Genomic DNA, 23,713 nt, shown 5'->3' with positions numbered 1-23,713 from the left:
AATACACTTTACATTAATTGTACTGGTTTTATCTCAATGTTCACTGAATCAGAGCTCACCCATACATCACCATCTTGAATGGTGATCGTCAGTGATATATTGCGATCAACTAATGCCGCCAGCGCTTGAGTTGCAGCAAAGTCTAAACTGAAAATGCTTAGATTTTTAAACTCATACAACTTAGGTTGATGTTTTTGCCACCAAATTGCTTGGTTGTTTTCACCATAAGTGTATAACACCACTTTTTTAGATTTATTACAGGCTTTTTTAACGCGCTTCTCGTCTGGTAAGCCAAGTTCAACCCACAGCTCTATTTCTTCACTGTAGTTTTTATGCCACAGTTCAGGCTCATCATCAGCCGATAAACCTTTTGTGAATTCTAAACCATCACAGGCATTGAGTGCATACGCAAGCAAGCGGATCATCAAGCGCTGCTCAGTTTCTGATGGGTGTTGCGCCAAAGTTAAATTAAAGTCTTGGTATACGTGGCGGTCCATATCGCTTAGCGATAACTGCGCCTTAATAATCGTCGATTTAAGAGCCATAATAGTTTATTTGAAAAAATTTGCGCCAGTATAGCGCAATTACGACTGGCACTTGTGAAAATAGTACATAGTTAACCCCACAACAATTTTTAGTGGTAGGAGCCATGTATAAAAATTTGTATACACGGCTCTTTATGAGGGTTTAGGTAGTACCTGAGCAATGAGTATTTTAAATGAGTGTGTTAGTTGAAAATACTTTTCACATCTTGTTCATTAAACACATAATCTTTTAAGCAGTAGTGACAGCTGATTTTCACTTCTCCATTTTCGGCAACGTCATCTAACAATGCTTGTTGGCCTACATTAACCAGTGCGGTGATGGTTTTCTCTCTACTACAACCACATTTAAATTGGATTGTTTGCGGCTCATATACGCGAGGGTTATCTTCATGGTACAGGCGTGTTAATACCGTGGCGGCATCAAGCTTTAAGAGTTCTTCATCTTTAATAGTATTACTAAGCGCTTCTAAATGGATAAAGTCTTCAACAGATTTTTCTTTATTAACAGGGAGTACCTGTAGTAATAAACCCGCAGCCTTTGCATTATCTGCGGTGGTGTCTGTGGCAAACCATAGGCGAGTTTGTAATTGCTCTGACTGAGTGAAATAAGCTTCTAGACATGCAGCTAAGGTATCGTGCTCAAGCGGCACTATACCTTGGTAACGTTCTCCCTTGGTTGGGGTAATAGTCAATACCATTACACCATTGCCAATTAAATCTTGAATTGTTGACCCTGTTACTTCACTTTGTAAGCGAGCAATACCGCGCATGTTTTGTTTATGGTCACCATTGATAACGGCGTATTTCACTGGGCCATCGCCTTGCAGTTGCACGGCAATGTCACCTTCAAACTTTAAAGTCGCAGTAAGTAGACAGGTTGCGACCAATAACTCCCCTAATAGTGCTTGTACTGGAGCTGGGTAATTATGATTGGCAATCATTTCATTATAAGCTTGCTCTATTTGCACGAGTTCGCCGCGGACGTCTAGTTGATCAAATGTATAACGATGAAGTAAATCTTGTTGCATGAGTGGCTTTACCTAACTTGATTTCATTTTTAAAAGTTCGCGTCTTTGCTTTTTATCTGGTTTACGATCCGGATGCGGTGCAAAAAAGCTATTGTTCTTGCGCGCGATGCTATTGGCTTCGCGTTTTTCGATACTTGCATCTGATTCTTGATACAAGGTTTGAGCAATGGGGGCACTTAAGCGTTTATCAAGTAATTTAAGCACAGTGATAACTTTTTCATCAACTCCTTGAGCAAGTTTAATCACGGCATCTAATTCGACTATTTTGCTAGGTTTAGTGCGTTGACCATTATAATGCACTTTACCACCTTGCACCATGTCCCGTGCGATTGCGCGGGTTTTATAAAAGCGAGCAGCCCACAACCACTTGTCTAAGCGGACACTCATTGCTTCATCTTTTGACGTGGAATTACGGGTGTTACTTTTTGACACAATTGTACTCTTTAAAAGCGTGGTTCTGTAAGGCAAAATTTAGCATGAAACTTACTAACAAAGAAATAGTCGAAGCTTTTCAGGTTCATCGTAAGCGTTAATTTACCTTGTTTACAAAGTTTAATATTAGTGCGCTTGTTGAATGAAAAATGAAAAGGTACTATAGGCCAGCGATAAAGCAGTAAATTAAAATAAGAACATCATTTATGGAACAACGATTACAACAGCTAAAACACTTAGTAAGTAAATTACCCCATGCTAAATTGAGTTGGGTGGTAACGCTTTTAGCCGTTGTTTATATTGCCTTTTTAGCTGCAAAGTTATTTTGGCTAATATGGCCCTTGCCTGCTAACCAAAGCCTTTCTCCAAGCTATATTAATACTGCTACAGGTAAACCCGAACGCGTAAATACGCAATCAATTTTAGAGCAAAACTTGTTTGGTAAGGCTGATGCAGCCCCTAAAAAACCAGTAAGTAAGCAAACACAAGTTATTAACAATGCTCCAGAAACACGATTAAGTATTAATTTAACTGGTATCGTTGCGGTCAGTGGCAATGATCTGACCGGTTTGGCAATTATTGAATCTCAAGGGCAACAAACAACTTATTTAGTTGATGATGTTATACAGGGCACGCGCGCTAAACTAGCGCAAGTATTGCCTGACCGCGTAATTTTAGATGTCAGTGGTCGCTTTGAAACATTAATGCTAGATGGTATGGATTTTACCAAAACAGTATCAATGCCTGTACTTGCTGAGCGCGAAAGTGATGAGCCAGAACTTGACGCCGGCCCGCAAATGGAAAGTGATCGACAAATAGATGTAACAGCGGACCAAGATGTAAAAGAAGAAATTATAGAAACTCGGGAAGAACTGTTAAAGGATCCCGGTAAATTATTTGATTATATTCGAGTGTCTCAGGCTATGAAAGACGGTGAACTAGTTGGTTACCGTTTAAGCCCAGGTAAAGATCCTGCCTTATTTACTAAGATGGGACTACAAAATAATGATTTAGCTGTTTCGATTAACGGCTATCAACTAACTGATTTACAACAGGCCATGTCAGCTATTAACGAGCTGCGTAATAGCACCGATGCAAACATCACGATTGAACGTGATGGCGAGCAAATCGATGTACAATTTAGCCTGCAATAACCTAGCTTTGGAGTTCTAATATAATGGTTCACGCGCTACACCTCAAAAAAATCAGAAAAGGGTTAGCTAAGTACGCAACACTTTTTTTTGCGGCTAGTTTATCTCTATCGGTGTCTGCCGTGGAGTATGCTGCAAACTTTAAAGGGACCGATATTAACGAGTTCATAAATATCGTTGGTAAGAATCTGAATAAAACCGTCATTATTGATCCTAACGTGCGTGGAAAAGTAAATGTGCGTAGTTATGAATTGATGGACGAGGCGCTTTATTATCAATTCTTTTTAAATGTTTTAGAGGTTTACGGCTATTCAGTCGTTGAAATGGATAATGGCATTTTAAAGATCGAAAAAAGCTCTGATGCAAAAAAATCAAACGTGCCGTTAGTCACGCAAGATGATCAAGCTCGTGGAGATATGATGATCACCCGCGTTGTGCGCGTTAAAAATGTGAGTGTGCAAGAGCTTGGTCCATTAGTACGCCAGTTTAGCGATCAAAAGGATGGTGGTCATGTTGCCAACTTCAACGCCGCTAACGTAATGATGTTGACCGGCCATGCTGCGTCAGTAAATCGTCTTGTGGAAATTATTCGCTCAGTTGACCAAGCGGGTGATAAACGCGTTGATATTGTGAAGCTAAACTTTGCTACGGCAGATGATGTGGTTTCTGTTGTCGAAAATATTTATAAAGATAGCGGCAAAGGCAGTATTCCTGAATTTTTGATCCCTAAAGTAGTCGCCGATGGTCGTACCAATAGCGTAATTGTTAGTGGTGAAGGTCAAGCTAGAACTCGTGCAATTGAATTAATTAAACGCTTAGATGGTGAATTACAAAGCCAAGGTAATACGAAAGTAATTTATCTTAATTACGCAAACTCTGAAGACTTAGTAAAAGTGCTACAAGGGGTAAGTAAAACCCTAGCCGAAGAAGGCCAAGGTGCGGCAACTAAAACTCGTAGCCGCAGTCAAAATGAAACCAGTATTGAAGCGCATCCTGATTCCAATTCATTAGTCATTACTGCACAACCTGATACTATGCGTTCACTGGAGTCGGTTATTGAGCGTTTGGATATCCGCCGCGCGCAAGTACTTGTTGAAGCCATTATTGTTGAAGTAATGGAAGCCGATGGGATTAACTTTGGCTTACAGTGGATTACAGAGCAAGGTGGCATGATGCAGTTTAATAACGGCAGTACCGTGCCTGTTGGCTCACTTGCTGTTGCCGCAGAGCAAGCTCGCGATACGACAGTAACGAAAACCGTCACTGGCGATAATGCCGAATTAAACGAGTATGACGAAACAGTTGAAGGTGACTTAGGTCCTCTAGCTACATTACTCGGTGGTATCAATGGCTTAGCCATGGGTATTATCAAAAATGACTGGGGCGCGATTATTCAGGCGGTCTCTACTGATACTAACTCTAATATTCTTGCTACGCCTTCTGTTACCACTATGGATAACGAAGAAGCGTCAATCATTGTTGGTCAAGAAGTGCCTATTATCACCGGTTCACAAACTGGTTCTAACAATTCAAACCCATTCCAAACAGTTGAGCGCCAAGAAGTGGGTGTAAAACTAAAAGTAACACCGCAGATTAATGATGGTACTGCTGTACAGTTAACTATCGAGCAAGAAGTGTCAGGTGTAAGCGGTGCTACTTCAGTTGATATTTCAATTAATAAACGTGCAATTAAAACCACGGTGATGGCTGATGATGGTGGCATGGTGGTACTGGGTGGTCTAATCGATGAAGACGTGCAAGAAAGTGTGTCAAAAGTGCCATTGTTAGGTGATATTCCTATTCTTGGTCATTTATTCCGTTCAACTAGCACCAGTAAACGTAAACGTAACTTAATCGTGTTTATTCGCCCAACGATTGTTCGTGATGGCATTAAAATGAATAAACTCAGCCACAGTAAATATAACTTTATTCGTGGTGAGCAGTATAAACAGAAAGAAGATGGTATTGATCTAATGCCGCTCACTGAAGCGCCTATCTTACCTGAGTGGAATGATGCCCTGGTACTGCCGCCGACCTATGAAGAGTATTTAAAGCAACAAAACGCAGATGAGCGCAATAATGACTGATGCAATCACTGAGATCACCGATGAGCACGCTAAGCCGTTAGATAACAGCGAATTGATGACTAGCGATGACTTGGTCGAGCTGCCAAATAAGCGATTGCCGTTTTCTTATGCGCGACGTGCTGGCATGTTATTAAGTAAAAATAATGATGACCGAGTAGTTTTCTATCGTGGTGAACTCGATATAGATGCACTGCTAGAAGTACGCCGCATAGCTGGACATGGTTTTACGCTTGAGCAATTACCGGATGATAAATTTGAGTTGTTACTAGAAGCCTCTTATCAACGCGATAGCTCGGAAACCCAGCAGATGATGGAAGATATCGGTAATGAAGTTGATTTATTCTCGCTTGCTGAAGAAATGCCGCAAACTGAAGATTTATTAGCAGGCGATGATGATGCGCCAATTATTAAGCTGATCAATGCGATGCTCAGTGAGGCGATTAAAGAAGGTGCCTCGGATATTCATATTGAAACCTTTGAGCAAGAGTTAGTGATCCGTTTTCGGGTTGATGGTGTGCTTAAAGAAGTACTGAAACCAAACCGTAAGCTGGCCTCGTTACTTGTTTCGCGTATTAAGGTAATGGCGAAACTCGATATTGCTGAAAAGCGTATCCCGCAAGATGGTCGTATTAGTTTAAGGATTGCCGGACGTGCAGTTGATGTCCGGGTATCAACTATGCCATCAAGTTTTGGTGAGCGTGTAGTACTGCGTTTACTCGATAAAAATAACGCCCGCTTAAACCTTGAAGATTTAGGTATGACGTTGCGCAACCGTGAGTTATTTTCTGACCTGATCAGCAAACCGCACGGTATCATTTTGGTGACCGGGCCAACGGGCTCCGGTAAAAGTACCACGCTGTATGCGGGAATGAGCCAAATTAATTCTCGCGACCGTAATATTTTAACGGTTGAAGATCCAATTGAGTATGAAATCCCAGGCATTGGTCAAACACAGGTCAATACCAAAGTTGATATGACCTTTGCTCGTGGCCTGCGTGCCATATTGCGTCAAGATCCAGATGTAGTGATGGTTGGTGAAATACGTGACCTTGAAACCGCGCAAATAGGCGTTCAAGCTTCATTAACGGGTCACTTAGTGATGTCTACGTTGCATACAAATACTGCCGCGGGTGCAATATCGCGTATGGAAGACATGGGGGTTGAGCCTTTCTTATTATCATCCTCCTTACTCGGTGTGCTTTCACAACGACTAGTACGAACTTTATGTAACAGCTGTAAAGAAGCACATGTAGCCGATGAGCGAGAATGTGAATTACTTGGCGTACCATTTGCTGAGCCGCCGACAATTTATCGAGCAGTTGGCTGTGAAGAGTGTAACTTTAATGGTTATCGTGGTCGTACAGGTATTCACGAACTGTTGGTAGTTGATGAAACTGTGCGTGAACTAGTGCACAGTGGTAAAGGTGAGCAGAGTGTTGAAAAGTACATTCGTAAGCATACGCCAAGTATTCGCCAAGATGGTTGCAGCCGTGTATTAGCTGGTAAAACGACCCTTGAAGAAGTATTACGTGTAACACGTGAGGAAGGCTAACCATGGCAGCATTTGAATACCGCGCTTTAGACAGTCGTGGCAAAGAAAAAAAAGGTATTCAAGAAGCGGACACTGCAAAGCAAATTCGCCAGTCTTTACGTGAACAAGGGCTTACTCCCCTTGAAGTGGTTGCGGCCGCAGAAGGTGAAAAGCATGTCAAAGGTGAAAAAAGCTCGCTTTTTGGTAGCTTTTTTAAACCGAAAATATCCACCTCTGATCTTGCGTTAATTACCCGTCAATTAGCGACTTTAATTCAATCGGCACTGCCTGTTGAAGGGGCGGTGATGGCCGTGGCTGAGCAATGTGAGAAACCGCGCATGAAACGTATGCTTATGTCAGTACGTTCAAAAGTGGTTGAGGGTTATACGCTTGCAGATGGGATGTCAGAGTTTCCTCATGTATTTGATAACTTATATCGCGCCATGGTGGCCGCAGGTGAAAAGTCAGGCCATTTAGATGCCGTATTGAACCGTTTGGCTGATTACACAGAGCAACGTCAACACATGCGCAGTCAAATCACTCAAGCGATGGTTTACCCTGTGATCTTAGTTATTTTTGCAATCGGTATCGTTTCAATATTACTTGGTACTGTTGTACCAAAAATATTAAAGACGTTTGAAAAGTCGAAGCAGGTGTTGCCTTGGACTACAGAATGGGTAATGGCGGCCAGTAACTTTGTACAAAACTATTGGTTGATCACGTTAGTACTATTCACCGCAACAGTAATTGGCGTTAAACACGCATTAAAACAACCTAAAATTCGTTTTTGGTATGACTCTAAAGTTTTAATGCTACCGGGAATTGGTAAAGTCGCACGTAGTATCAATACAGCCCGTTTTGCCCGTACCTTGAGCATTTTGTCATCAAGCTCAGTGCCGCTACTTGAAGGTATGCGTATTTCTGGTGGGGTATTAGTCAATGAGAAAATTAAAAAGTCGGTAGCCGATGCCGCTACTCGTGTCAGTGAAGGGGCCAGCTTAAGAGCCTCTTTACAGCAAACCAAATTATTCCCGCCGATGATGCTGCATATGATCGCCAGTGGTGAAAAATCAGGCGAGCTTGAGCAGATGCTTGAGCGTGCTGCAAACAACCAAGATCGTGAATTTGAAAGCATGGTAAATGTCTCGCTAAAACTCTTAGAGCCTGCGATGATAGCGTCCATGGCGGTTATTGTATTGTTTATCGTTATGGCAATATTGCAGCCTATCATGGCTATGAATAAAGCGATTGGGCTTTAACAGTTTTAGGGATTTCGTAATGCATTTTCAGCGTGTTACGATGGTTAATTATTAAGAACAACAGAGGTATGTACGTGAATAAACAAGCAGGTTTCTCATTACTCGAAGTTATGGTGGTACTGGTTATCATTGGCATGATTATGTCGATCGTGGCACCCAATATTATGGGTCAGCAAGAAGAAGCTGCGTTAGATAAAGCGCATCTTGATATTCAGCAATTAGAAGATGCGATGAGTCTTTATAAATTAAAGAACAAAGCGTACTTAACCACAGAGCAAGGCCTTGAAGGGTTAGTGACAAAAACGAGCATCGAGCCAGTACCAAAGCGTTTTCCTGAAGGTGGCTTTATTTCTAAATTACCAGAAGATCCATGGGGTAACCCGTATCAGCTAATCAGCCCGGGAGAAATCGGCAAAATAGATTTATTTTCTATGGGGCCAGATGGCGAAGCGGGTACTGATGATGACATTGGTAACTGGGATGAAGAAAAATAATAATGCATTTTGAAGAAGCGTTTTTATACTCAGTATTGAGCTTAGCATGTTATTAAGCTGCAATGAGTCGCGCTTTGCAAAGCTAAAGTCACCAAGTCGTGGCTTTAGCTTAATTGAAATTTTAGTTGTACTAGTGGTGATTGCCTTTGCCACAAAAATGGTGGTATACAGCCTTGACGGTGGTGATGAAGACGAGCTGGATAAACAAGCGCTGAGACTGCATACCACGATTAATATGGCCTCTGAATTTGCAATATTAAATCAAGTTGAACTCGGCTTTCACTTAGATAAGAATACGTTCGAGTTTTTAGTGTTTGATGGTGAAAAGTGGGTTACCTTTGACCGTGAAAAGTTGTTTGCGCCAATCACTGTCGATGAACGTTTAAAGTTAACGCTTAATTTAGACGATTTAGCTTGGTCACAGGATAATTTATTAGAGCAATCTAATTGGCGAGAGCTCATGAGTGGCGGCGACGACGAAAGTTTACTCGAATTACAAAAAATGAAAATTCCACAAGTACTACTTTTATCCTCAGGTGAAGTCAGTGCATTTCAACTTATCTATGAATTACAAGACGAAAAAGACCCTGTGTACTTCATTGAGGGGGAATTTTCGGCGCCAGTGAACTTACGCAGAGAGCCAGAATAATGCATAACAAAAATCAAGGTTTTACCTTACTAGAAGTTATGGTGGCGCTGAGTATTTGCGCTATGGCTGGGATTGCTGCGATGCAAGCGACAGGTGAGCACATTAATCATTTATCAAGCCTTGAAGAGCAAACATATGCTTCATGGGTCGCTGAAAATGTATTGATTGAACAGCGCACCTTAGGTGAAAAGTGGCAAGGCAAAAATGGCGCGAAAGGCACTGAAACAATGGCCGGTATAGACTGGTATTGGCGACAAGACACTGAAGTGACAGCAGATAAAAGTTTTGTAAAAGTCACCATTAATGTATTTAGTGATGAAAAGCTTGAGCACTCAGTTTATGAGCTAAGTAGCTATCTAAATAAAGGCAGTAAGTAAGTGAAGCAGCGTGGTTTTACACTCTTGGAGGTGATGGTAGCGCTGGGTATTTTAGCCTTCGTGGTGTTGGCTACCCACCAAATCCTTGATTCGACCACCAAAGCTAAAGATGCATCGGATGAAAAAATTGCTGAGTTAAATGGCTTACAAACCGCTTTTAGATTAATGGACCAAGACTTTAGTCAAATGACTAAGCGCGAAGTGCGCAATGAAGCGGGTGATATACAAGAGCAATACTTACTCGCAGGGCGTTACACATTAGACAGCCAGTACGACGGTATTGGTTTTGTGCGCGATGGCTGGGTTAACCCAATTAACTTACTGCCACGCTCAGAATTACAAGCCGTCGGGTATCGGGTTGTAGATGATAACCTTGAACGTATCTACAGAGTTTATGTTGATCAGCTCGATAACCTTGAGCCGCGTGTACAAGTGATTCTAAATGATATCGAAGATCTAAAATTTGAATTTTTAGATGACCAGAATGAATGGCAAGAGCAATGGCAAATTAAAGCATTGCCAAAGGCGGTTGCGGTTACTATACAGCAAATAGAAGCTGAGCCTATTCGCCGTGTGTTTTTAGTTCCAGGTGATGGTAAAGTTACAGTGCAAGTACCTACAGGCAATAATACTGTGGGCGGCAATGGCAGTAATAACAATGGTGGGCAAAATCAGCGAGAGGATGAAAATGGCAATTAAGTCTTCCCGTGGTGCTGCGCTAATTATTGTATTATTTATTGTTGCTTTAGCGTCAATTTTAGCGGTCGAGATGAGTGCCAATTTACTCGTTCAAGTGCAAAAAAGTACCAATATACAAGGTCATCAACAAGCTAAATGGTATGCCTATGCTGCTGAGGAGCTTGCCATAAAAGCAATTTTGCAAAGTAAAAAAGACGACCCAGACAAAACTACCTTGAAACAAATATGGGCACAACAAGGCGATGTACCTTATCCTGTTGATAATGGTACTTTGCAAGGGAAAATCACCGATTTGCAGGCGTGTTTGAACCTTAATGCTTTACGTGCTCAAGCCCCGCAAACCGGCAGTGGAAGTACGAATAAAACTAATCCTGCTCATTCGGCGTTATTGGCTTTATTGGAAAATATAGAAAATTTGCCAGCAGAAGAATCTGAAGAAGCAATGGCAGACAGTGTATACGATTGGCTCGATGAAGACAGTATTACTTATCGCTCAGGTGCGGAAGAAGACGAGTACTTATCGCGTCAATCACCCTATATGACGGCGAATAGTTATTTTGCATCTACCTCGGAGCTGCGTTTAGTGAAGGGCTTTAATCCTTTAGTAATGGAAAAAGTATTGCCTTATGTGTGTGTGATACCGGGCAGCGAATTATTAGCGATTAATGTCAATACTATTGATCCTGAACAAGCATTATTATTGAGTGCACTGATTGATGGTTTGAGTGAATCAGGAGCACAAAGTGTGTTATCTGCTCGCCCAGAAGATGGCTTTACAGATATTGAAGAATTTTTTGAACAGGTTAACCAACAAGGGGCACAAAATGTTAAGTCGGTTGAGAACTTGTTCACTATAAAAAGCGAATATTTTAAACTACAAACGCAGGCTAAATTTGTTGATCTGCGTTTTTCGATGACCACTTTACTGCAAGCCAAAGATGGCGAGGTAACTATACTGGCGCGAAAATTTGGAGGCGTACAGTGACTGAAATACTGTTGATCCGTACGGGTCAAACTCAACAAGAAAGTATTAATTGGCTGATTTATTCACCATTAGAACAAGAAATCATTGCCAGTGGCGAATTACCTAACGCTGAGCAACTGAATGAACTCGCTGAAAAATCACAGAGCCGTGAAGTTGTCGTATTATTGCCTTGTGATCAAGTGCAACTAAAAACGGTAATTTTACCAACAAAGTGGAACCGCAAGCTTGAGCAAGCTCTCCCGTATATGCTTGAAGAAGAAATTGCATGTGATGTAGATGACTTATTCATTGCCACTGCTGAACCTACTATGGTGGCAGATAAGCACGCTATTAAAGTTGCCATGACAGATCGAGACTGGTTTGAAGCTTGGTTAGCGGTATTTGCTGAGCATGACATTGAGGTGTTTAAATTGTTACCTGATGCATTATTGCTACCTGATGCACAAGGTGATGGACTCAGTGTTATTGAGCTTAATAACCAATGGTTATGTAAACAAGGCGCATGGCGAATTAGTGCGGTAGAGCAAAGCTGGTTAGCTGAGTATTTAACTGCGCTTGGTCATCCGAATGTTGCTCATTACAGTCCCGCATCACAATTTCCAGAAACAGTTACACTAAGCGCACAGACGGATGCTTATGACTTGCCACTGGCATTATTTGCAAAGCAATTACCAAATATTAAGTTCAACTTGCGCCAAGGTCAGTATCAACTGAAAAAGAAAAGCGCGTTATGGTGGGGGTATTGGCAAAGTGCAGCCATTGCAGCCAGTATTGCATTAGTTGCTTCTGTTGCAGTAAAAGGCTTTGAGTTGCATAAGTTAAATAGCGATCTTGAGGTTGCTAAAACACAAGTCGTTTCGCGTTACCAAGCTGCTTTTCCTGGCAAGACTGTGCGCCCACATTTAATTAAAAACCAAATTCAAGGTGAACTGGCTAAATTAGAAGGCGGTAGCAGTGCTGGATTCCTCGATTTAACCAATGAGCTTGTCGGTGTATTTAGCCAAGTTAAAGAGTTTACCCCTGAAACATTACGTTATGATCAACGTCGTAATGAACTTCGGATCCGTGCCCGTGGTAAAGACTTCCAAACATTTGGTAAAGTTAAGTCAATCCTCGAGCAGCGAGGTCTAACGGTTGATCAAGGCTCATTGAATAATGATGGCGACTTTGTAGTCGGTGAAATCAAACTACGAGGTGCTGCATGAAGCAACAACTTTTAAAACAGTGGCATAGCTTAAAAGAGCAAGAGCAGCAGTTGGTAATGGTTGCTGGGGTTATTTTTGTTATCTTTATTTTAGTCATGGGAATTTTTAGACCATTAAATAATGCTATTGCAGAAGCTGAAAAGAACCAAGTTAAACAGCAAGAGTTATTAACCTGGGTTGACAGCAGTATCGTGAAGCTAAAAGCTGGCAATGCACGCACAGTGACAAGCAGTCAAAATTTGAGCCAGATAGTGAATGCCACTCGTGGTCGCTATAATATTACTATCAGTAAAATGCAACCTAATGACGAGTCACTTAGGTTAACCATCGACTCTGTACAATTTAATAAACTTGTAGAGTGGCTGGATGAGTTAGTAAATACAAAAGGCGTATTGATTGAAAATTTAGATCTTAGTCGCGACGATAAACCAGGCTATGTACGTGTAAGCCGATTGGTATTAGAGAAGTAAATAATGAAAAAAATAGCGATTATAATAGTAGTGTTTTTGTTCGGTTTTGTTTTTTTTGCATTATTAAAGACCCCTGCTGCCGTTGCGCTTAATTTAGCAAACCCTTATCTACCAAAAGATCTGCAAATTGGTCAAGCCTCGGGCAGCATTTGGCAGGGGCGGATCATGCAGTTGCGTTATCAGGGAGAGCAAATTAATAACCTAAGCTGGGATATTTCAGGTTGGGCATTGTTTAGTGGACGGCTCAAAGGCAATATAAAGTTTGGTGATGCACGCAATACCGATGAAATGTCTGGTCGCGGCGATTTTAGTTATGGTCTATTGAATCAAGCAGTGGCATTAAATGATGCAACTTTACGCCTAAGTGTTGAACGTGCGATGCAGCGCTTACAATTGCCGTTACCTATTAATGCTAAAGGCAGAGTTATTGTTGAACTAGAGCAATACAATTCAGGACAACCTTATTGTGAGGCGTTAAGCGGTGAGATTGCTAGCCCAAATATAGATGTACAGGGGCTGTCAGGTTGGTTTAGTGTTGGTCCATTAAGTGGCAAGTTAAGTTGTAAATCAGGCGACATTGCGGTGTTGGTTGATCCAGAAAATCGTTTAGGTCTAGCAGCGGACGCCACCTTAAAGGCTAATCTAGATTTCAAAGTCGCAGGCTTTATTAAGCCTGAAGCATCACTACCAAAAGAAGTACATGATGCAGCTAAATTTTTGGGGCGCGCAGATAGTAATGGCCGTTATCCACTAAACTTTTAGGCAAGATTAGGTTTTATATGCAAATCCCAGAGTTTTCAGTACAACATGCTCAGCAGCTAAATGCATATTTAGCCAGTCATGACGGTGCCATGAGCTTAGTGCAAAGTAAGGGTTACTTGTTTGCGGTAATATGCTCACCAGAACCATTAGATGTTCATGAGTGGCTTGAACAAATAGTACCAAACAGCAACGGGCAACTAGAAGAACAAGTGCTGTTTGCCTTTATGGCTTTATATCATCAGATCAGTGAGCAGGTGTATGAGACGGGATTTAAGCTTCCTGTTAGTTTGCAAGTTAATGGCGAAGATGACAGTTACCTAGATTTACACGAGTGCCAACAATGGTGCCAGGGGTTTGTACAAGGTGCTAAAAGCTATATAGATAAGCTAATGCAAGCTGATACCCTTACGGCCGAGCTAGTTGATGCATTGCAAACCGCTTATGCGAGTTTAGGTTTTTTTGCCCTAGAACCTCAGCTAATTACAACTATTGCGGAGCAAAATCAGCTTAGTGAGATACAGTTAAGTCTGCAGCAATTTGCTGTAATGGGAGACTTTGCATTAGGCTTTGCAGAGCTAATAGAGATAATTGCAGTGCAAAGTGGCCTTTATAGCGATGAAGAAGAAAGTTGGAGCTAGCGTTACGCTAAATCCAACATTATTTCTGTGCAGCCTTTCTGGCATTTAGCAACCCCTTGGCCGGGTTGTTGAGTTTTTAAATCCAAGGTTAATATGCCATGGCATACTTCACATTTTACAGTGTGTCCTTTCGCGAGCTTCTTCAGTAAATTTTTATGCTGATTAAAAGACGCGCTACTTTTTTTTGTTAATGCTGAAAAGTCCACTATTTACCTCTACGTTCCGCCAGTGCGGTCGCTGCAATGCCACACACTGTATTTAAACGGTCTTCGTAAAAATATAAATTGAGATCTTTACTACGGCAATAACGAGTATGGAATAGTTGTAACTGCTCATCGGTTTGCATGGTTTCTTCAAGGTATTCTAATTCTGTTTCTGAGAGTGTTAATTCAGATTTAATACGATTTTTTGCCATGCTGGCGGCTGGCCCACGGTTTACTTTACTAGCACTACTTAACAGACCAACGCCTTCCCCCAGCAGTTTTTCTCTGGGTTCTTTTATCATGGGGTGATCAATTGTGAATAGGGCGAGTATCACTACTACAAGTACAAGGAATTTTTTCATATTGTATGTAAACTTTGATCTGAACGGGTACGAATTGACCACCAGTGTAATAAAATGCCCCTTTGTAAAGCAAGTAAGTTAGATGAATAAATTATTAGCGATCAACTTCAGCATTTTTATCAATTGTAGGTATAATGGACAGGAACAATTAGATTTTTCAGAAATCTCTGAACTTTTACGGCGTTGTGGTTCAGTTTGCACTACTTTTAAATATAAGCGCAGTGATTCGCTATTTAAATTGCATTTGATTGTTTGACTTTCATTCTCCAAGCGGCGTTGAGGAACTTCGATGGACAAGCAAATAAAAGTAAAGAATATTCCGAGTGAGGTAAAGATCGAAAAGCCCGATCTGCATTCCCATCAGGATAGGTTTAACCCCCGAAATCGTATTTATGTACGTGCGGTAACGGGATTGCACCAGTTATTAAGACAACGAATTGGCTTTTTAGGTATGTTAGCGTTTATGGCTTTGCCATGGATAAACTTTAACGACCAGCAAGCCGTGTTGTTTGATCTTATAGGTCAAAAATATAATATCTTTGGGCTAACGTTATGGCCGCAAGATTTCACTATCCTCGCATTTATTCTCATGCTCGCTGCATTTGCATTATTTTTAGTTACCACTTTTTATGGCCGGGTGTGGTGTGGCTACACATGTCCGCAAACAGTCTGGACCTTTATTTTTATTTGGTTTGAAGAGAAGTTTGAAGGTACTGCAAATCAACGTAAAAAGCTTGATCAACGACCAATGGACTTTGATAAGTTTTGGCGCAAAACAGCCAAACATACTAGTTGGGTTGCATTTTCTCTCTATACTGCTATTTCTTTTGTTGGTTATTTTACGCCCATTCGTGAGCTCGTTCCTGATTTTGTAACCTTTAATGTTGGTGGCTATGCATTAGTTAGTATTATTTTCTTTGCTGTGTGTACATATGGTAATGCAGGTTGGATGCGCGAAATCATGTGTTTGCATATCTGTCCGTACTCACGCTTTCAATCAGCAATGTTTGATAAAGACACTTACACAGTAAGTTATGACGAAAAGCGTGGGGAAAACCGTGGCCCTCGTTCTCGTAAGCAAGACCCCAAAGAGCTTAACTTAGGCGATTGTATTGACTGTAACTTATGTGTCCAAGTGTGCCCAACAGGGATCGATATACGTAACGGCTTGCAAGCAGAATGTATTAACTGTGGTGCTTGTATCGATGCTTGTGATGGGGTTATGGATAAAATGAACTATCCACGCGGCCTGATTTCTTATACCACAGAGCGTAATTTAGAAACACCAGAGAATAAAACCAATCCGCTGCGGGCTAAAATCATTGGCTACAGTGTTATTTTAGTGGTGCTGAGTGCGGCGCTGGTGGCCAATATCGTGATGCGCAAACCAATGGACTTAGATATTATTCGCGATCGTAATCAGCTATATCGAGTTGATTTTAACGGTCTTGTTGAAAATACCTATACACTAAAGGTGATCAACAAAGCGCAATACGAGCAAACCTTTAATATCAAAGTGCAAGGATTGGAGAATTTTAAATACATAGGTAAGCAAACCTTTACCGTGCAGGCAGGGGAATCGCATAATGTGCCATTGTCTTTAGTCATGGACCCTTATGATTTGAAAGCGCCAATGACAGAGTTTAGCTTTGTGTTGTCGCCGACGAACGACCCTAGTTCACAAATATCGCAGCCGAGTAACTTCTTTAAAGCGCGATAGTTAAGTACACTATAGATAAGCACATAAAAAGCGGGATGTTCTCGCTTTTTTTATAACTGATGAGAATTATGAGTAAATTTAGTTTTGTAGATCTTACCCCAGATTCGATTTTAGATGCGGTAGAAAGTATTGGTATTTATGCCGAATCGGGCTTGCTCGCACTGAATAGTTACGAAAACCGTGTTTATCAATTTAAAGCAGACGATGGCCTGCGTTATGTGGTGAAATTTTATCGCCCAGAACGCTGGAGTAAGGCGCAAATACTGGAGGAGCATAGTTTTACATTTGAATTAGCTGATGCTGAAGTACCCGTTGTTGCCCCTATTCGCCGTAATGGCGAAAGCTTATTTGAGCATAATGGCTACCTGTTTACGCTATTTCCAAGTGTTGGTGGGCGTATCTTTGAAATGGATAACCTTGATCAGCTAGATGTACTTGGGCGTTTAATTGGCCGAATGCATCAGGTAGCGAAAGGAAATGTTTTTAGTGAACGTCCGGTCATAGGATGTGATGAGTATTTAGATACAGCTAAAATTCAGTTGCAAAACAGTAATCTGGTGCCTAGTAGTTTAACCACTGCGTTTTATACTATTTTGGATATGGTGATTGCTAAAACGAAGTCACTCTATCAGCAAGTAGAAACTATTCGCTTACATGGTGATTGTCATGCTGGAAACATTCTCTGGGCAGGTGATGCGTTAATGTTTGTTGATTTGGACGATAGCCGCCAAGGACCAGCGATTCAAGATTTATGGATGATGCTCAGTGGTGATCGACACAATCAACTGTTACAGTTAGACACCTTGGTGGCAGCGTATGAAGAATTTTGTGATTTTGATCACACACAACTCAAATTGATTGAACCTTTACGCGCGATGCGTATGATTCATTATATGGGTTGGTTAGCTAAACGCTGGGAAGATCCAGCATTCCCGCGGAACTTTTCATGGTTTGCTGATGACAAATACTGGGAGCAACAGATTTTAGCGTTAAAAGAGCAATACTCTGCATTGCAAGAGCCGCCGTTAAAGTTGCTACCTAACTAATTATTAAAATATCGAAACGAGAGTCCAATGCTTAAAAAACTAAAACTGAGTTTATTATTGTTATGTTTACCCTTTGCAGCGATGGCTGCAGACTTTAAAGCGGGTGATCAATACGAAGTACTTAAAATTGAAAAAAGCAAAACACCTCAGGTCACTGAGTTTTTCTCTTTTTATTGTCCGCACTGTTTTAAGTTTGAAGCCGTTGCGAAAGCAATGGAAAAAAGTTTACCCGCAGGCACTGAGTTTGTAAAAAATCATGTTAATTTTTTAGGTGGTTTAGCGCCAGAAGTGCAAAGCAACCTAAGTTATGCGTACATCATTGCTAAGCAGCACAATAAAGGTGAGCAAGTTGCAGATCAAATTTTTGACAGCATTCATGTAAAACGCGCTCCTTTAAATAATATTAAAGACGTTAAAGCACTGCTTGACGTTAACGGCATAGATAGTGATACGTTTGATAAAGAAATTGCGAGCATGCCTGTGATTGCTGCTGAAAAAGCCATGCAAGATAAGCAGAATAAATTCTCGCAAATGGGTGCTCTAACCGGCGTACCTACTTTTATCGTTAACGATAAATACAAAATTAATATCAATACCATCAAGAGCCAACAGCAGCTTGATGAGCTAGTTGCCTTTTTATTAAAACAATAATTTTTGGAGTTTTTCCCGATGATCAAATTAGTTAAAGCTGGATTGCTGGCCTTGTTATTGCCGTTAGCTGCAAATGCAGCAACCACATACGAAGAAGGTGTGCATTATGATGTTGTATCCGAGCGAGCGAGTAAAAAACCTGAGGTAAAAGAGTTTTTCTCATTTTATTGCCCAGCGTGTAATAACTATGAAGCGCTACTAGCGGATGTGAAGCCTAAGCTTGATAAAACAGTCGAGTTTAAAAAGAGCCATGTTGATTTTGTTGGAGTTCGTGATCCTGAAAATCAACAAATGATTTCTCAAGCATTAGCAACTGCGGAAGTGTTACCACAAAAAGATGCCATCATTGCAGCTATGTTTAGCCATATTCATGTTAAGCGTGCTAAGTTTAATGAATTAGCGGATGTTAAAGATGTATTCGTAGCCCAAGGCGTTGACGGCGATAAGTTCGACAAACTTTATAAAAGTTTTTCAGTACGTACTATGAGCTCAAAAATGAAGCGTGACCAAGATTACTATAAAGATAAAGGCGCACTGCGTGGTGTACCCACTTTTATCGTAAATGGTAAATATAAGCTTAACTTGGGGCGTGAATCAGGAATTACCGAGCCTGAAGATATTAGTAAACTAATTAACTATTTAGCTGCTAAATAAAACTAGTTAGCTGTATAAAAAGCTCCATACGCGGAGCTTTTTTGTTAGTGGTGAAAATACAATGGAAAAAATACTCATTTCAAGCTGTTTGCTTGGCACTCCTGTGCGTTACGACGGCACGGGAGTGCAATTACTTCATCCGCAAATAATGACCTGGCAACAGCAAAAGCTGATCGTGTCTTTTTGCCCCGAGGTTGCTGGTGGTTTACCTACCCCCAGAGATCCTGCTGAAATCAGCAATGATAAAGTGATTACCAATATAGGTGATGATGTGACCGCTGAATTTAAGTTAGGTGCACGCAAAGCGCTGCAACTTTGCCAGCAGCACAATATTCGTTTTGCGCTGTTAAAGGAATCAAGCCCTTCTTGTGGCCGCAACACAATTTATGATGGTTCGCACAGTGGCACTAAGGTTAAGGGGATGGGCCTGACAGCTGCATTGTTAACTCAACATGGCATTGAAGTGTATAGTGAGCAGCAAATGCCAGCGCTAGTCCAAGCACTGGCATGATAAAACCTTCTGTTACTTACGTTGTAAAAACACCCCTGATTCTATGTGGTGGGTGTAAGGGAATTGGTCAAAAATTGCGAAGCGCTTAACTTCGTGAGTACGAGTTAAGTGCTCTAAGTCTCGCTCGAGAGTATCTGGGTTACATGAAATATAAATAATGCTTTCATAGTTAGCGACTAGATCACAAGTGAGTGTATCCATGCCAGACCGTGGCGGGTCAACTAGAATGGTTTGGCAGTTATAGCTTGTTAAATCAATACCCTCTAAGCGTGAAAACGTGCGCTCGCCATTCATCGCTTGAGTGAACTCCTCACTAGACATGCGAATAATATCTAAGTTAGTCACCTTGTTTTTGGCAATATTGTACTGTGCAGAGTGCACTGATGACTTTGAGATCTCTGTAGCTAACACACGATTAAACGAGCCTGCCAATGCAATCGAAAAATTACCATTGCCACAATACAGCTCAAGCAAATCATTTTTTAATGGCTTACATAAATCCTGGGCCCACTCTAGCATCTTAATATTTACTTCAGCATTAGGCTGGGTGAAGCTATTTTCTACTTGTTGATAAATAAGCTCTTGACCATTAACGGTTAGACGTTCAGTAACATAGTCATCACCCAATACTTCTTTTTGTTTGCGGGCACGGCCAATAAAATCAATTTTAAAGCGTTCACTCAGCGCCACTTTTAACGCTTTAATGGCTGTTAGCCATTCATCATCTAATGGTTTGTGGTAAAGCAAGCTTACAAGAATTTCACCACTGAGACTTGATAAATAATCTATTTGAAATAACTTGCGGCGTAATATCTCACAACCCTTTAAATTTTCGATCATCGCTTGCATAACTTCGCCAATCAGCGGTGCTGCTGGATCAAAGGTATCTACACGAATTTTTTCTTTGGTAGCTTGGTCAAACATAATATGGAATAAATCATCCCCATCATGCCACACTCTAAACTCAGCGCGTTGACGGTAGTGAATAGGCTCTGAGCCAAATACTTCTAATTGCTCAACCCCAAATCGTTGGAATTGCGCAATAATACGCTGCTCTTTTTCGCTTAATTGCGCATCGTATATTGATGTATCGATCTTAATAACTGCCATTATGCCCACTACCTTCTATCTTTAAGCTATTTATCGGCGCTATTGTAGGGGGCAGGGAGTATTTGTCTAGTTTTGCGTAATGAAAGGTGCTGTTTTTTTGTACATTTCGCTTCAGTTATTTATTTTTAGGCCGATACTAAAGAATGCAACTATAGGAGTCGGATCATGAAAATTGGTAACTTTGGCTTTGTTCCAAATAACAATGTCAATAAATACAGTAACAAAGGTGCATTACAGCAACCTACAATACAGTCTCCCCAAGATAGTTACCAGCAACGTGGTAGGGAGTTAGCCGCAAAAGTATTAGGTGATAAAATGGCTGAAGCTTTGGGTTTACCTGTCGCTGAAGAGAAAAAAGACAAACCGTTATTCGATTTTGAAGAAACTGTCAAAAATGTACTGGATTTTGTAACGGGTGCGGTTAAAAAAGCACAAGCCGGTGGTGCCGATGATGACAAACTCAAAGGGATGCTCAGTGATGCACGCAAAGGTGTGCAAATAGGTATCGATGATGCTTATGAAGAGCTCAAAGGCACAGGGGTTTTAAATGACGAAATAGAAGAAGGCATCGAAAAATCAAAAGCAGGTATTTTTAGTGGCCTTGATGAATTTGAAGAAAACTTATTTAACCCAAAACCTGAGTCTGTGAGTGTGAGCCAAGCACAATACTTAAGTTTAAGTAATAACGCAGAATATAACTTTACCACTGCAGAGGGTGATGAAGTGACGATTAGCTTTGCTGATGCCTTTAAACAACAATCTGCAAGTAGTTATCAACGTAATGGTCAAAACGAAGGTTATGCTAGTGAATCATCACAATCACGTGAACTGTCCTTTAGTATGTCGGTCAATGGTGATTTAAATGAAGACGAGCAAGAGGCAATAAATGCCTTAATGGAGGATCTTCAAAGTGTGAGCCAAACCTTTTTTGGTGGCGATTTAGAGCAGGCGTTTGCACAAGCACAAGAGCTAAGCCTTGGTAATGAACAGCTGGTGGCGTTTTCAATGGATTTAAGGCAGACCAAAACCTTCGCTGCAATAAAAGGCTATGAAGAAAATAAACCTGCCCCAGAGAAAAAAGTTGCTGAAAAAATAGCCCCATTTAATGATGATTTAAAAGAAGCCTTCAATAAGGCAGGTGATTTAGGTTTACAAAATGTGCTTGCGGGTATCTTACAATGGTTGAACCAAGATAAAGAAGAAGTTGGCAAGTTGGTTGAATATACTAAATCAATGTTTGAGCAAATGAATAAGCTACGTTCAGCCGCGACAGACAGCGAAGCGTAAGCTTTATTTCTGCTTAACTGCATGGCAAACTGCTTCGCTTAAAGTAAATACGAGGCGAGTAGTTTGTCTGCACATATTTTGGTTTTTGACTCTGGCCTTGGTGGCACTACAGTACTTGAACATATTCGATGTGCGCTCCCTGAAGTGCAATTTAGTTATTTTATGGATAATGCTTATTTACCTTATGGTAAACAGAGCCAGCAAACTATCATTAATCGCTTAAGCGCTTTGCTCGATTATATAACGGTTAATCAATTAGCCGTTGATATCTTAGTTATCGCCTGCAACACCGCTTCAACAGCCGCACTGTCAGCCGTTAGGAAACTAGCGAGTATCCCTATTGTAGGTGTTGTTCCTGCAATAAAGCCCGCCACACTTATAACTCAATCAAAGCATATTGCATTATTAGCAACACCTGCAACAGTACAAAGTGCTTATACGCAGCAATTAATACAAGAGTATGCAAAGGATGTAACTGTTCATTTATACGCAAGTGTAGAGTTGGTTAATATTGCAGAGCAGGCTTACTTAAATAAGCAACTAGACCAGAATAAACTAACCGCCGAACTAGATAGGTTAGCAATTGATCATAGTGTGGATGTCATAGTTTTAGGATGTACACATTTCCCGCTCCTAACTCATGGCATTAATGACTATTTTGCGGGAGCTGTTAGGCTACTTGATTCAGGGGCTGCAATTGCAAAGAGAGTTGTAACTTTATTAGCAACTGAAAAAAGGCCTGAAGTAGCGGTAGATAAAAAAAAGCCGCTGCATTTTTACGCAACGGCTTCTATTTATATCGATAAGCAACCGGTGGAGCTAGTTACGCTGACTGATCTGACTCAGAACGAAAAGAGCTAGATTCATCATCTTGTTTTTGTTTTGCCTCACGTACCTTTAACGTACGCTGTTGAAACTCACTATCGTTTAATTTAGCAATGGCGTTGTCAGCATCAAGTTCTGCCATTTCAACAAAACCGAAGCCACGACGTTTGCCAGTATTCTTATCCTTTAATAAACGAACATTAAATACTTTACCTTGCTCTTCAAATAAAGTGCGAACTACGCCTTCATTTGCACGATAAGGAAGGTTGCCAACATAAAGTGTTTTTGTTTTTACTTCGGCATCTTCAACATCGTCAGATGACATTGCAGCAATAACCACACCACCAATTAATAAACCAGCAGCAAATAATAGTGCAGGACTTAATTGTAAGCTTGAAAGTGCAAAGTTAACTATAACGAAACCAATAACAGCAAGGATAACTGAAGAGATAAGAGATTTTTGATCGGGTAATTTCATTTTGATCTACCAATAAACAGGAAATAAACATTAATTTAACATTGTGAACTTGCTATCTTAACGCGATAAATGAACATAGCAATGTTATTTGTGTGAAATTATTTAATTTGCAGCAAAAAAAGTGCATAAAAAGCGGCTTTAATGTGTTTTTTTAGTGGTTTTGCATGCTTTTTGAGCGAACGATCAAAAGATTACAAAAAAGTGTTGATCTGTTTTTGGATCTCCCTATAATGCGACCCCACTGAGACGGCAGAGCGCATCGCATAGCGAAGCACGCTACTCACAGAGTTAAATAAAACTTACGTTTAAATCATCGAAAGAAACTTTAAATTAAGTGTTGACTCGAAAAATAAAGGATGTATTATACGCATCCCTAGCGACAAGGTCGCAACGTTCTTTAACAATATAAAGCAATCATCTGTGTGGGCACTCGTACAGATTGAGTTCTAACAGCAGATTCTAGTTCGCTAGATGACGCAAACAAATTTAGAGTCTCAATTGAAACTGAGTGACCAACAGAATAGTTACTTCGGTAATTATTCAGCACAGTCAAT

Annotated in this window: 26 protein-coding genes; 20 read left to right on the top strand and 6 right to left on the bottom strand. The window is 40.8% G+C overall.

Annotated features, from left to right (window positions below; translation table 11 throughout):
- Positions 1 to 8 precede the first annotated feature (8 nt).
- From CWB85_RS12370 to hslR, 3 genes are all read right to left on the bottom strand, one after another.
- Positions 9 to 545 carry a YaeQ family protein gene (locus tag CWB85_RS12370; RefSeq protein ID WP_016710321.1) on the bottom strand — a complete coding sequence of 179 codons (537 nt, stop codon included), beginning with the start codon at positions 543 to 545 and terminating at the stop codon, positions 9 to 11.
- A gap of 182 nt (positions 546 to 727) precedes the next feature.
- Complete coding sequence (gene hslO / locus CWB85_RS12365) at positions 728 to 1,573, bottom strand: Hsp33 family molecular chaperone HslO (RefSeq protein WP_016710322.1); 846 nt, start codon at positions 1,571 to 1,573, stop codon at positions 728 to 730.
- Between the two features lie 12 nt (positions 1,574 to 1,585).
- On the bottom strand, positions 1,586 to 2,008 hold the full coding sequence (gene hslR, locus CWB85_RS12360) for a ribosome-associated heat shock protein Hsp15 (RefSeq protein ID WP_374954840.1): 423 nt from the start codon (positions 2,006 to 2,008) through the stop codon (positions 1,586 to 1,588).
- 203 nt (positions 2,009 to 2,211) lie between these two features.
- Between hslR and gspC the strand changes: the two genes are divergently transcribed.
- The 13 genes from gspC (at position 2,212) to CWB85_RS12295 (ending at position 14,312) form a co-directional block, all read left to right on the top strand.
- A complete protein-coding gene (gene gspC, locus CWB85_RS12355; protein ID WP_016710324.1) occupies positions 2,212 to 3,159 on the top strand; it encodes a type II secretion system protein GspC in 948 nt (315 codons plus the stop codon).
- 23 nt (positions 3,160 to 3,182) lie between these two features.
- Entirely contained in the window at positions 3,183 to 5,243 is a 2,061-nt protein-coding gene (gspD, locus tag CWB85_RS12350) for a type II secretion system secretin GspD (RefSeq protein ID WP_016710325.1), read from the top strand.
- On the top strand, positions 5,236 to 6,795 hold the full coding sequence (gspE, locus tag CWB85_RS12345) for a type II secretion system ATPase GspE (protein ID WP_029216273.1): 1,560 nt from the start codon (positions 5,236 to 5,238) through the stop codon (positions 6,793 to 6,795). Before gspD ends, gspE begins: the two co-directional genes overlap by 8 nt.
- 2 nt (positions 6,796 to 6,797) lie before the next feature.
- Positions 6,798 to 8,033 (top strand): type II secretion system inner membrane protein GspF, encoded by a 1,236-nt coding sequence (gene gspF, locus CWB85_RS12340; protein ID WP_138555047.1) that lies wholly within the window; start codon positions 6,798 to 6,800, stop codon positions 8,031 to 8,033.
- 74 nt (positions 8,034 to 8,107) lie between these two features.
- Complete coding sequence (gene gspG / locus CWB85_RS12335) at positions 8,108 to 8,527, top strand: type II secretion system major pseudopilin GspG (RefSeq protein WP_016710328.1); 420 nt, start codon at positions 8,108 to 8,110, stop codon at positions 8,525 to 8,527.
- Positions 8,528 to 8,573: 46 nt separating this feature from the next.
- A complete protein-coding gene (locus CWB85_RS12330) occupies positions 8,574 to 9,176 on the top strand; it encodes a prepilin-type N-terminal cleavage/methylation domain-containing protein (RefSeq protein WP_138555046.1) in 603 nt (200 codons plus the stop codon).
- The gene (gene gspI / locus CWB85_RS12325) at positions 9,176 to 9,553 is read left to right on the top strand and encodes a type II secretion system minor pseudopilin GspI (protein ID WP_016710330.1); all 378 of its coding nucleotides are present in this window, start codon (positions 9,176 to 9,178) and stop codon (positions 9,551 to 9,553) included. Before CWB85_RS12330 ends, gspI begins: the two co-directional genes overlap by 1 nt.
- Positions 9,554 to 10,252, top strand: coding sequence for a type II secretion system minor pseudopilin GspJ (gspJ, locus tag CWB85_RS12320; protein ID WP_016710331.1), 699 nt, complete (start codon positions 9,554 to 9,556; stop codon positions 10,250 to 10,252).
- Entirely contained in the window at positions 10,242 to 11,237 is a 996-nt protein-coding gene (gene gspK / locus CWB85_RS12315) for a type II secretion system minor pseudopilin GspK (protein WP_138555045.1), read from the top strand. Before gspJ ends, gspK begins: the two co-directional genes overlap by 11 nt.
- Positions 11,234 to 12,442, top strand: a complete 1,209-nt coding sequence (gene gspL, locus CWB85_RS12310) for a type II secretion system protein GspL (protein WP_138555044.1) — start codon at positions 11,234 to 11,236, stop codon at positions 12,440 to 12,442. Before gspK ends, gspL begins: the two co-directional genes overlap by 4 nt.
- Positions 12,439 to 12,912 (top strand): type II secretion system protein M, encoded by a 474-nt coding sequence (locus CWB85_RS12305; protein WP_016710334.1) that lies wholly within the window; start codon positions 12,439 to 12,441, stop codon positions 12,910 to 12,912. Before gspL ends, CWB85_RS12305 begins: the two co-directional genes overlap by 4 nt.
- A 3-nt stretch (positions 12,913 to 12,915) precedes the next feature.
- Positions 12,916 to 13,674: a type II secretion system protein N gene (locus CWB85_RS12300; protein ID WP_016710335.1), complete on the top strand. Its 759-nt coding sequence runs from the start codon at positions 12,916 to 12,918 to the stop codon at positions 13,672 to 13,674.
- Positions 13,675 to 13,691: 17 nt separating this feature from the next.
- On the top strand, positions 13,692 to 14,312 hold the full coding sequence (locus CWB85_RS12295) for a UPF0149 family protein (protein ID WP_016710336.1): 621 nt from the start codon (positions 13,692 to 13,694) through the stop codon (positions 14,310 to 14,312).
- A 205-nt stretch (positions 14,313 to 14,517) separates the two neighbouring features.
- Here the strand turns inward: CWB85_RS12295 and CWB85_RS12285 are convergent, their stop codons facing one another.
- Positions 14,518 to 14,877 (bottom strand): hypothetical protein, encoded by a 360-nt coding sequence (locus CWB85_RS12285; RefSeq protein WP_016710338.1) that lies wholly within the window; start codon positions 14,875 to 14,877, stop codon positions 14,518 to 14,520.
- A gap of 289 nt (positions 14,878 to 15,166) precedes the next feature.
- Here CWB85_RS12285 and ccoG point away from each other — a divergent pair, with 289 nt between their 5' ends.
- The 5 genes from ccoG (at position 15,167) to CWB85_RS12260 (ending at position 19,459) form a co-directional block, all read left to right on the top strand.
- Positions 15,167 to 16,597, top strand: a complete 1,431-nt coding sequence (ccoG, locus tag CWB85_RS12280; RefSeq protein WP_016710339.1) for a cytochrome c oxidase accessory protein CcoG — start codon at positions 15,167 to 15,169, stop codon at positions 16,595 to 16,597.
- A 68-nt stretch (positions 16,598 to 16,665) separates the two neighbouring features.
- Positions 16,666 to 17,643, top strand: a complete 978-nt coding sequence (locus tag CWB85_RS12275) for a serine/threonine protein kinase (protein WP_138555042.1) — start codon at positions 16,666 to 16,668, stop codon at positions 17,641 to 17,643.
- 27 nt (positions 17,644 to 17,670) lie between these two features.
- Positions 17,671 to 18,294 carry a thiol:disulfide interchange protein DsbA/DsbL gene (locus tag CWB85_RS12270; protein ID WP_016710341.1) on the top strand — a complete coding sequence of 208 codons (624 nt, stop codon included), beginning with the start codon at positions 17,671 to 17,673 and terminating at the stop codon, positions 18,292 to 18,294.
- An 18-nt stretch (positions 18,295 to 18,312) separates the two neighbouring features.
- Positions 18,313 to 18,948 carry a thiol:disulfide interchange protein DsbA/DsbL gene (locus CWB85_RS12265; protein ID WP_138555041.1) on the top strand — a complete coding sequence of 212 codons (636 nt, stop codon included), beginning with the start codon at positions 18,313 to 18,315 and terminating at the stop codon, positions 18,946 to 18,948.
- 61 nt (positions 18,949 to 19,009) lie between these two features.
- Complete coding sequence (locus tag CWB85_RS12260) at positions 19,010 to 19,459, top strand: 2-thiouracil desulfurase family protein (RefSeq protein WP_138555040.1); 450 nt, start codon at positions 19,010 to 19,012, stop codon at positions 19,457 to 19,459.
- A gap of 12 nt (positions 19,460 to 19,471) precedes the next feature.
- On the opposite strand, the gene trmA is transcribed toward CWB85_RS12260, so the two are convergent.
- Positions 19,472 to 20,569, bottom strand: coding sequence for a tRNA (uridine(54)-C5)-methyltransferase TrmA (gene trmA / locus CWB85_RS12255; protein WP_138555039.1), 1,098 nt, complete (start codon positions 20,567 to 20,569; stop codon positions 19,472 to 19,474).
- A gap of 165 nt (positions 20,570 to 20,734) precedes the next feature.
- Between trmA and CWB85_RS12250 the strand changes: the two genes are divergently transcribed.
- Together CWB85_RS12250 and murI are read left to right on the top strand one after the other, a co-directional pair.
- Positions 20,735 to 21,856, top strand: coding sequence for a DUF5610 domain-containing protein (locus CWB85_RS12250; RefSeq protein ID WP_138555038.1), 1,122 nt, complete (start codon positions 20,735 to 20,737; stop codon positions 21,854 to 21,856).
- 63 nt (positions 21,857 to 21,919) lie between these two features.
- Positions 21,920 to 22,717, top strand: a complete 798-nt coding sequence (gene murI / locus CWB85_RS12245; protein ID WP_138555037.1) for a glutamate racemase — start codon at positions 21,920 to 21,922, stop codon at positions 22,715 to 22,717.
- On the opposite strand, the gene CWB85_RS12240 is transcribed toward murI, so the two are convergent.
- Positions 22,680 to 23,159 carry an RNA recognition motif domain-containing protein gene (locus tag CWB85_RS12240; RefSeq protein ID WP_016710347.1) on the bottom strand — a complete coding sequence of 160 codons (480 nt, stop codon included), beginning with the start codon at positions 23,157 to 23,159 and terminating at the stop codon, positions 22,680 to 22,682. The genes murI and CWB85_RS12240 overlap by 38 nt on opposite strands.
- Positions 23,160 to 23,713: the final 554 nt, after the last annotated feature.

The organism is Pseudoalteromonas sp. S1727 (assembly GCF_005886375.1).
GTDB lineage: Bacteria > Pseudomonadota > Gammaproteobacteria > Enterobacterales > Alteromonadaceae > Pseudoalteromonas > Pseudoalteromonas haloplanktis.
The sequence above is the reverse complement of the archived record's forward strand: the minus strand, read 5'-3'. Positions and strand labels throughout refer to the sequence as shown.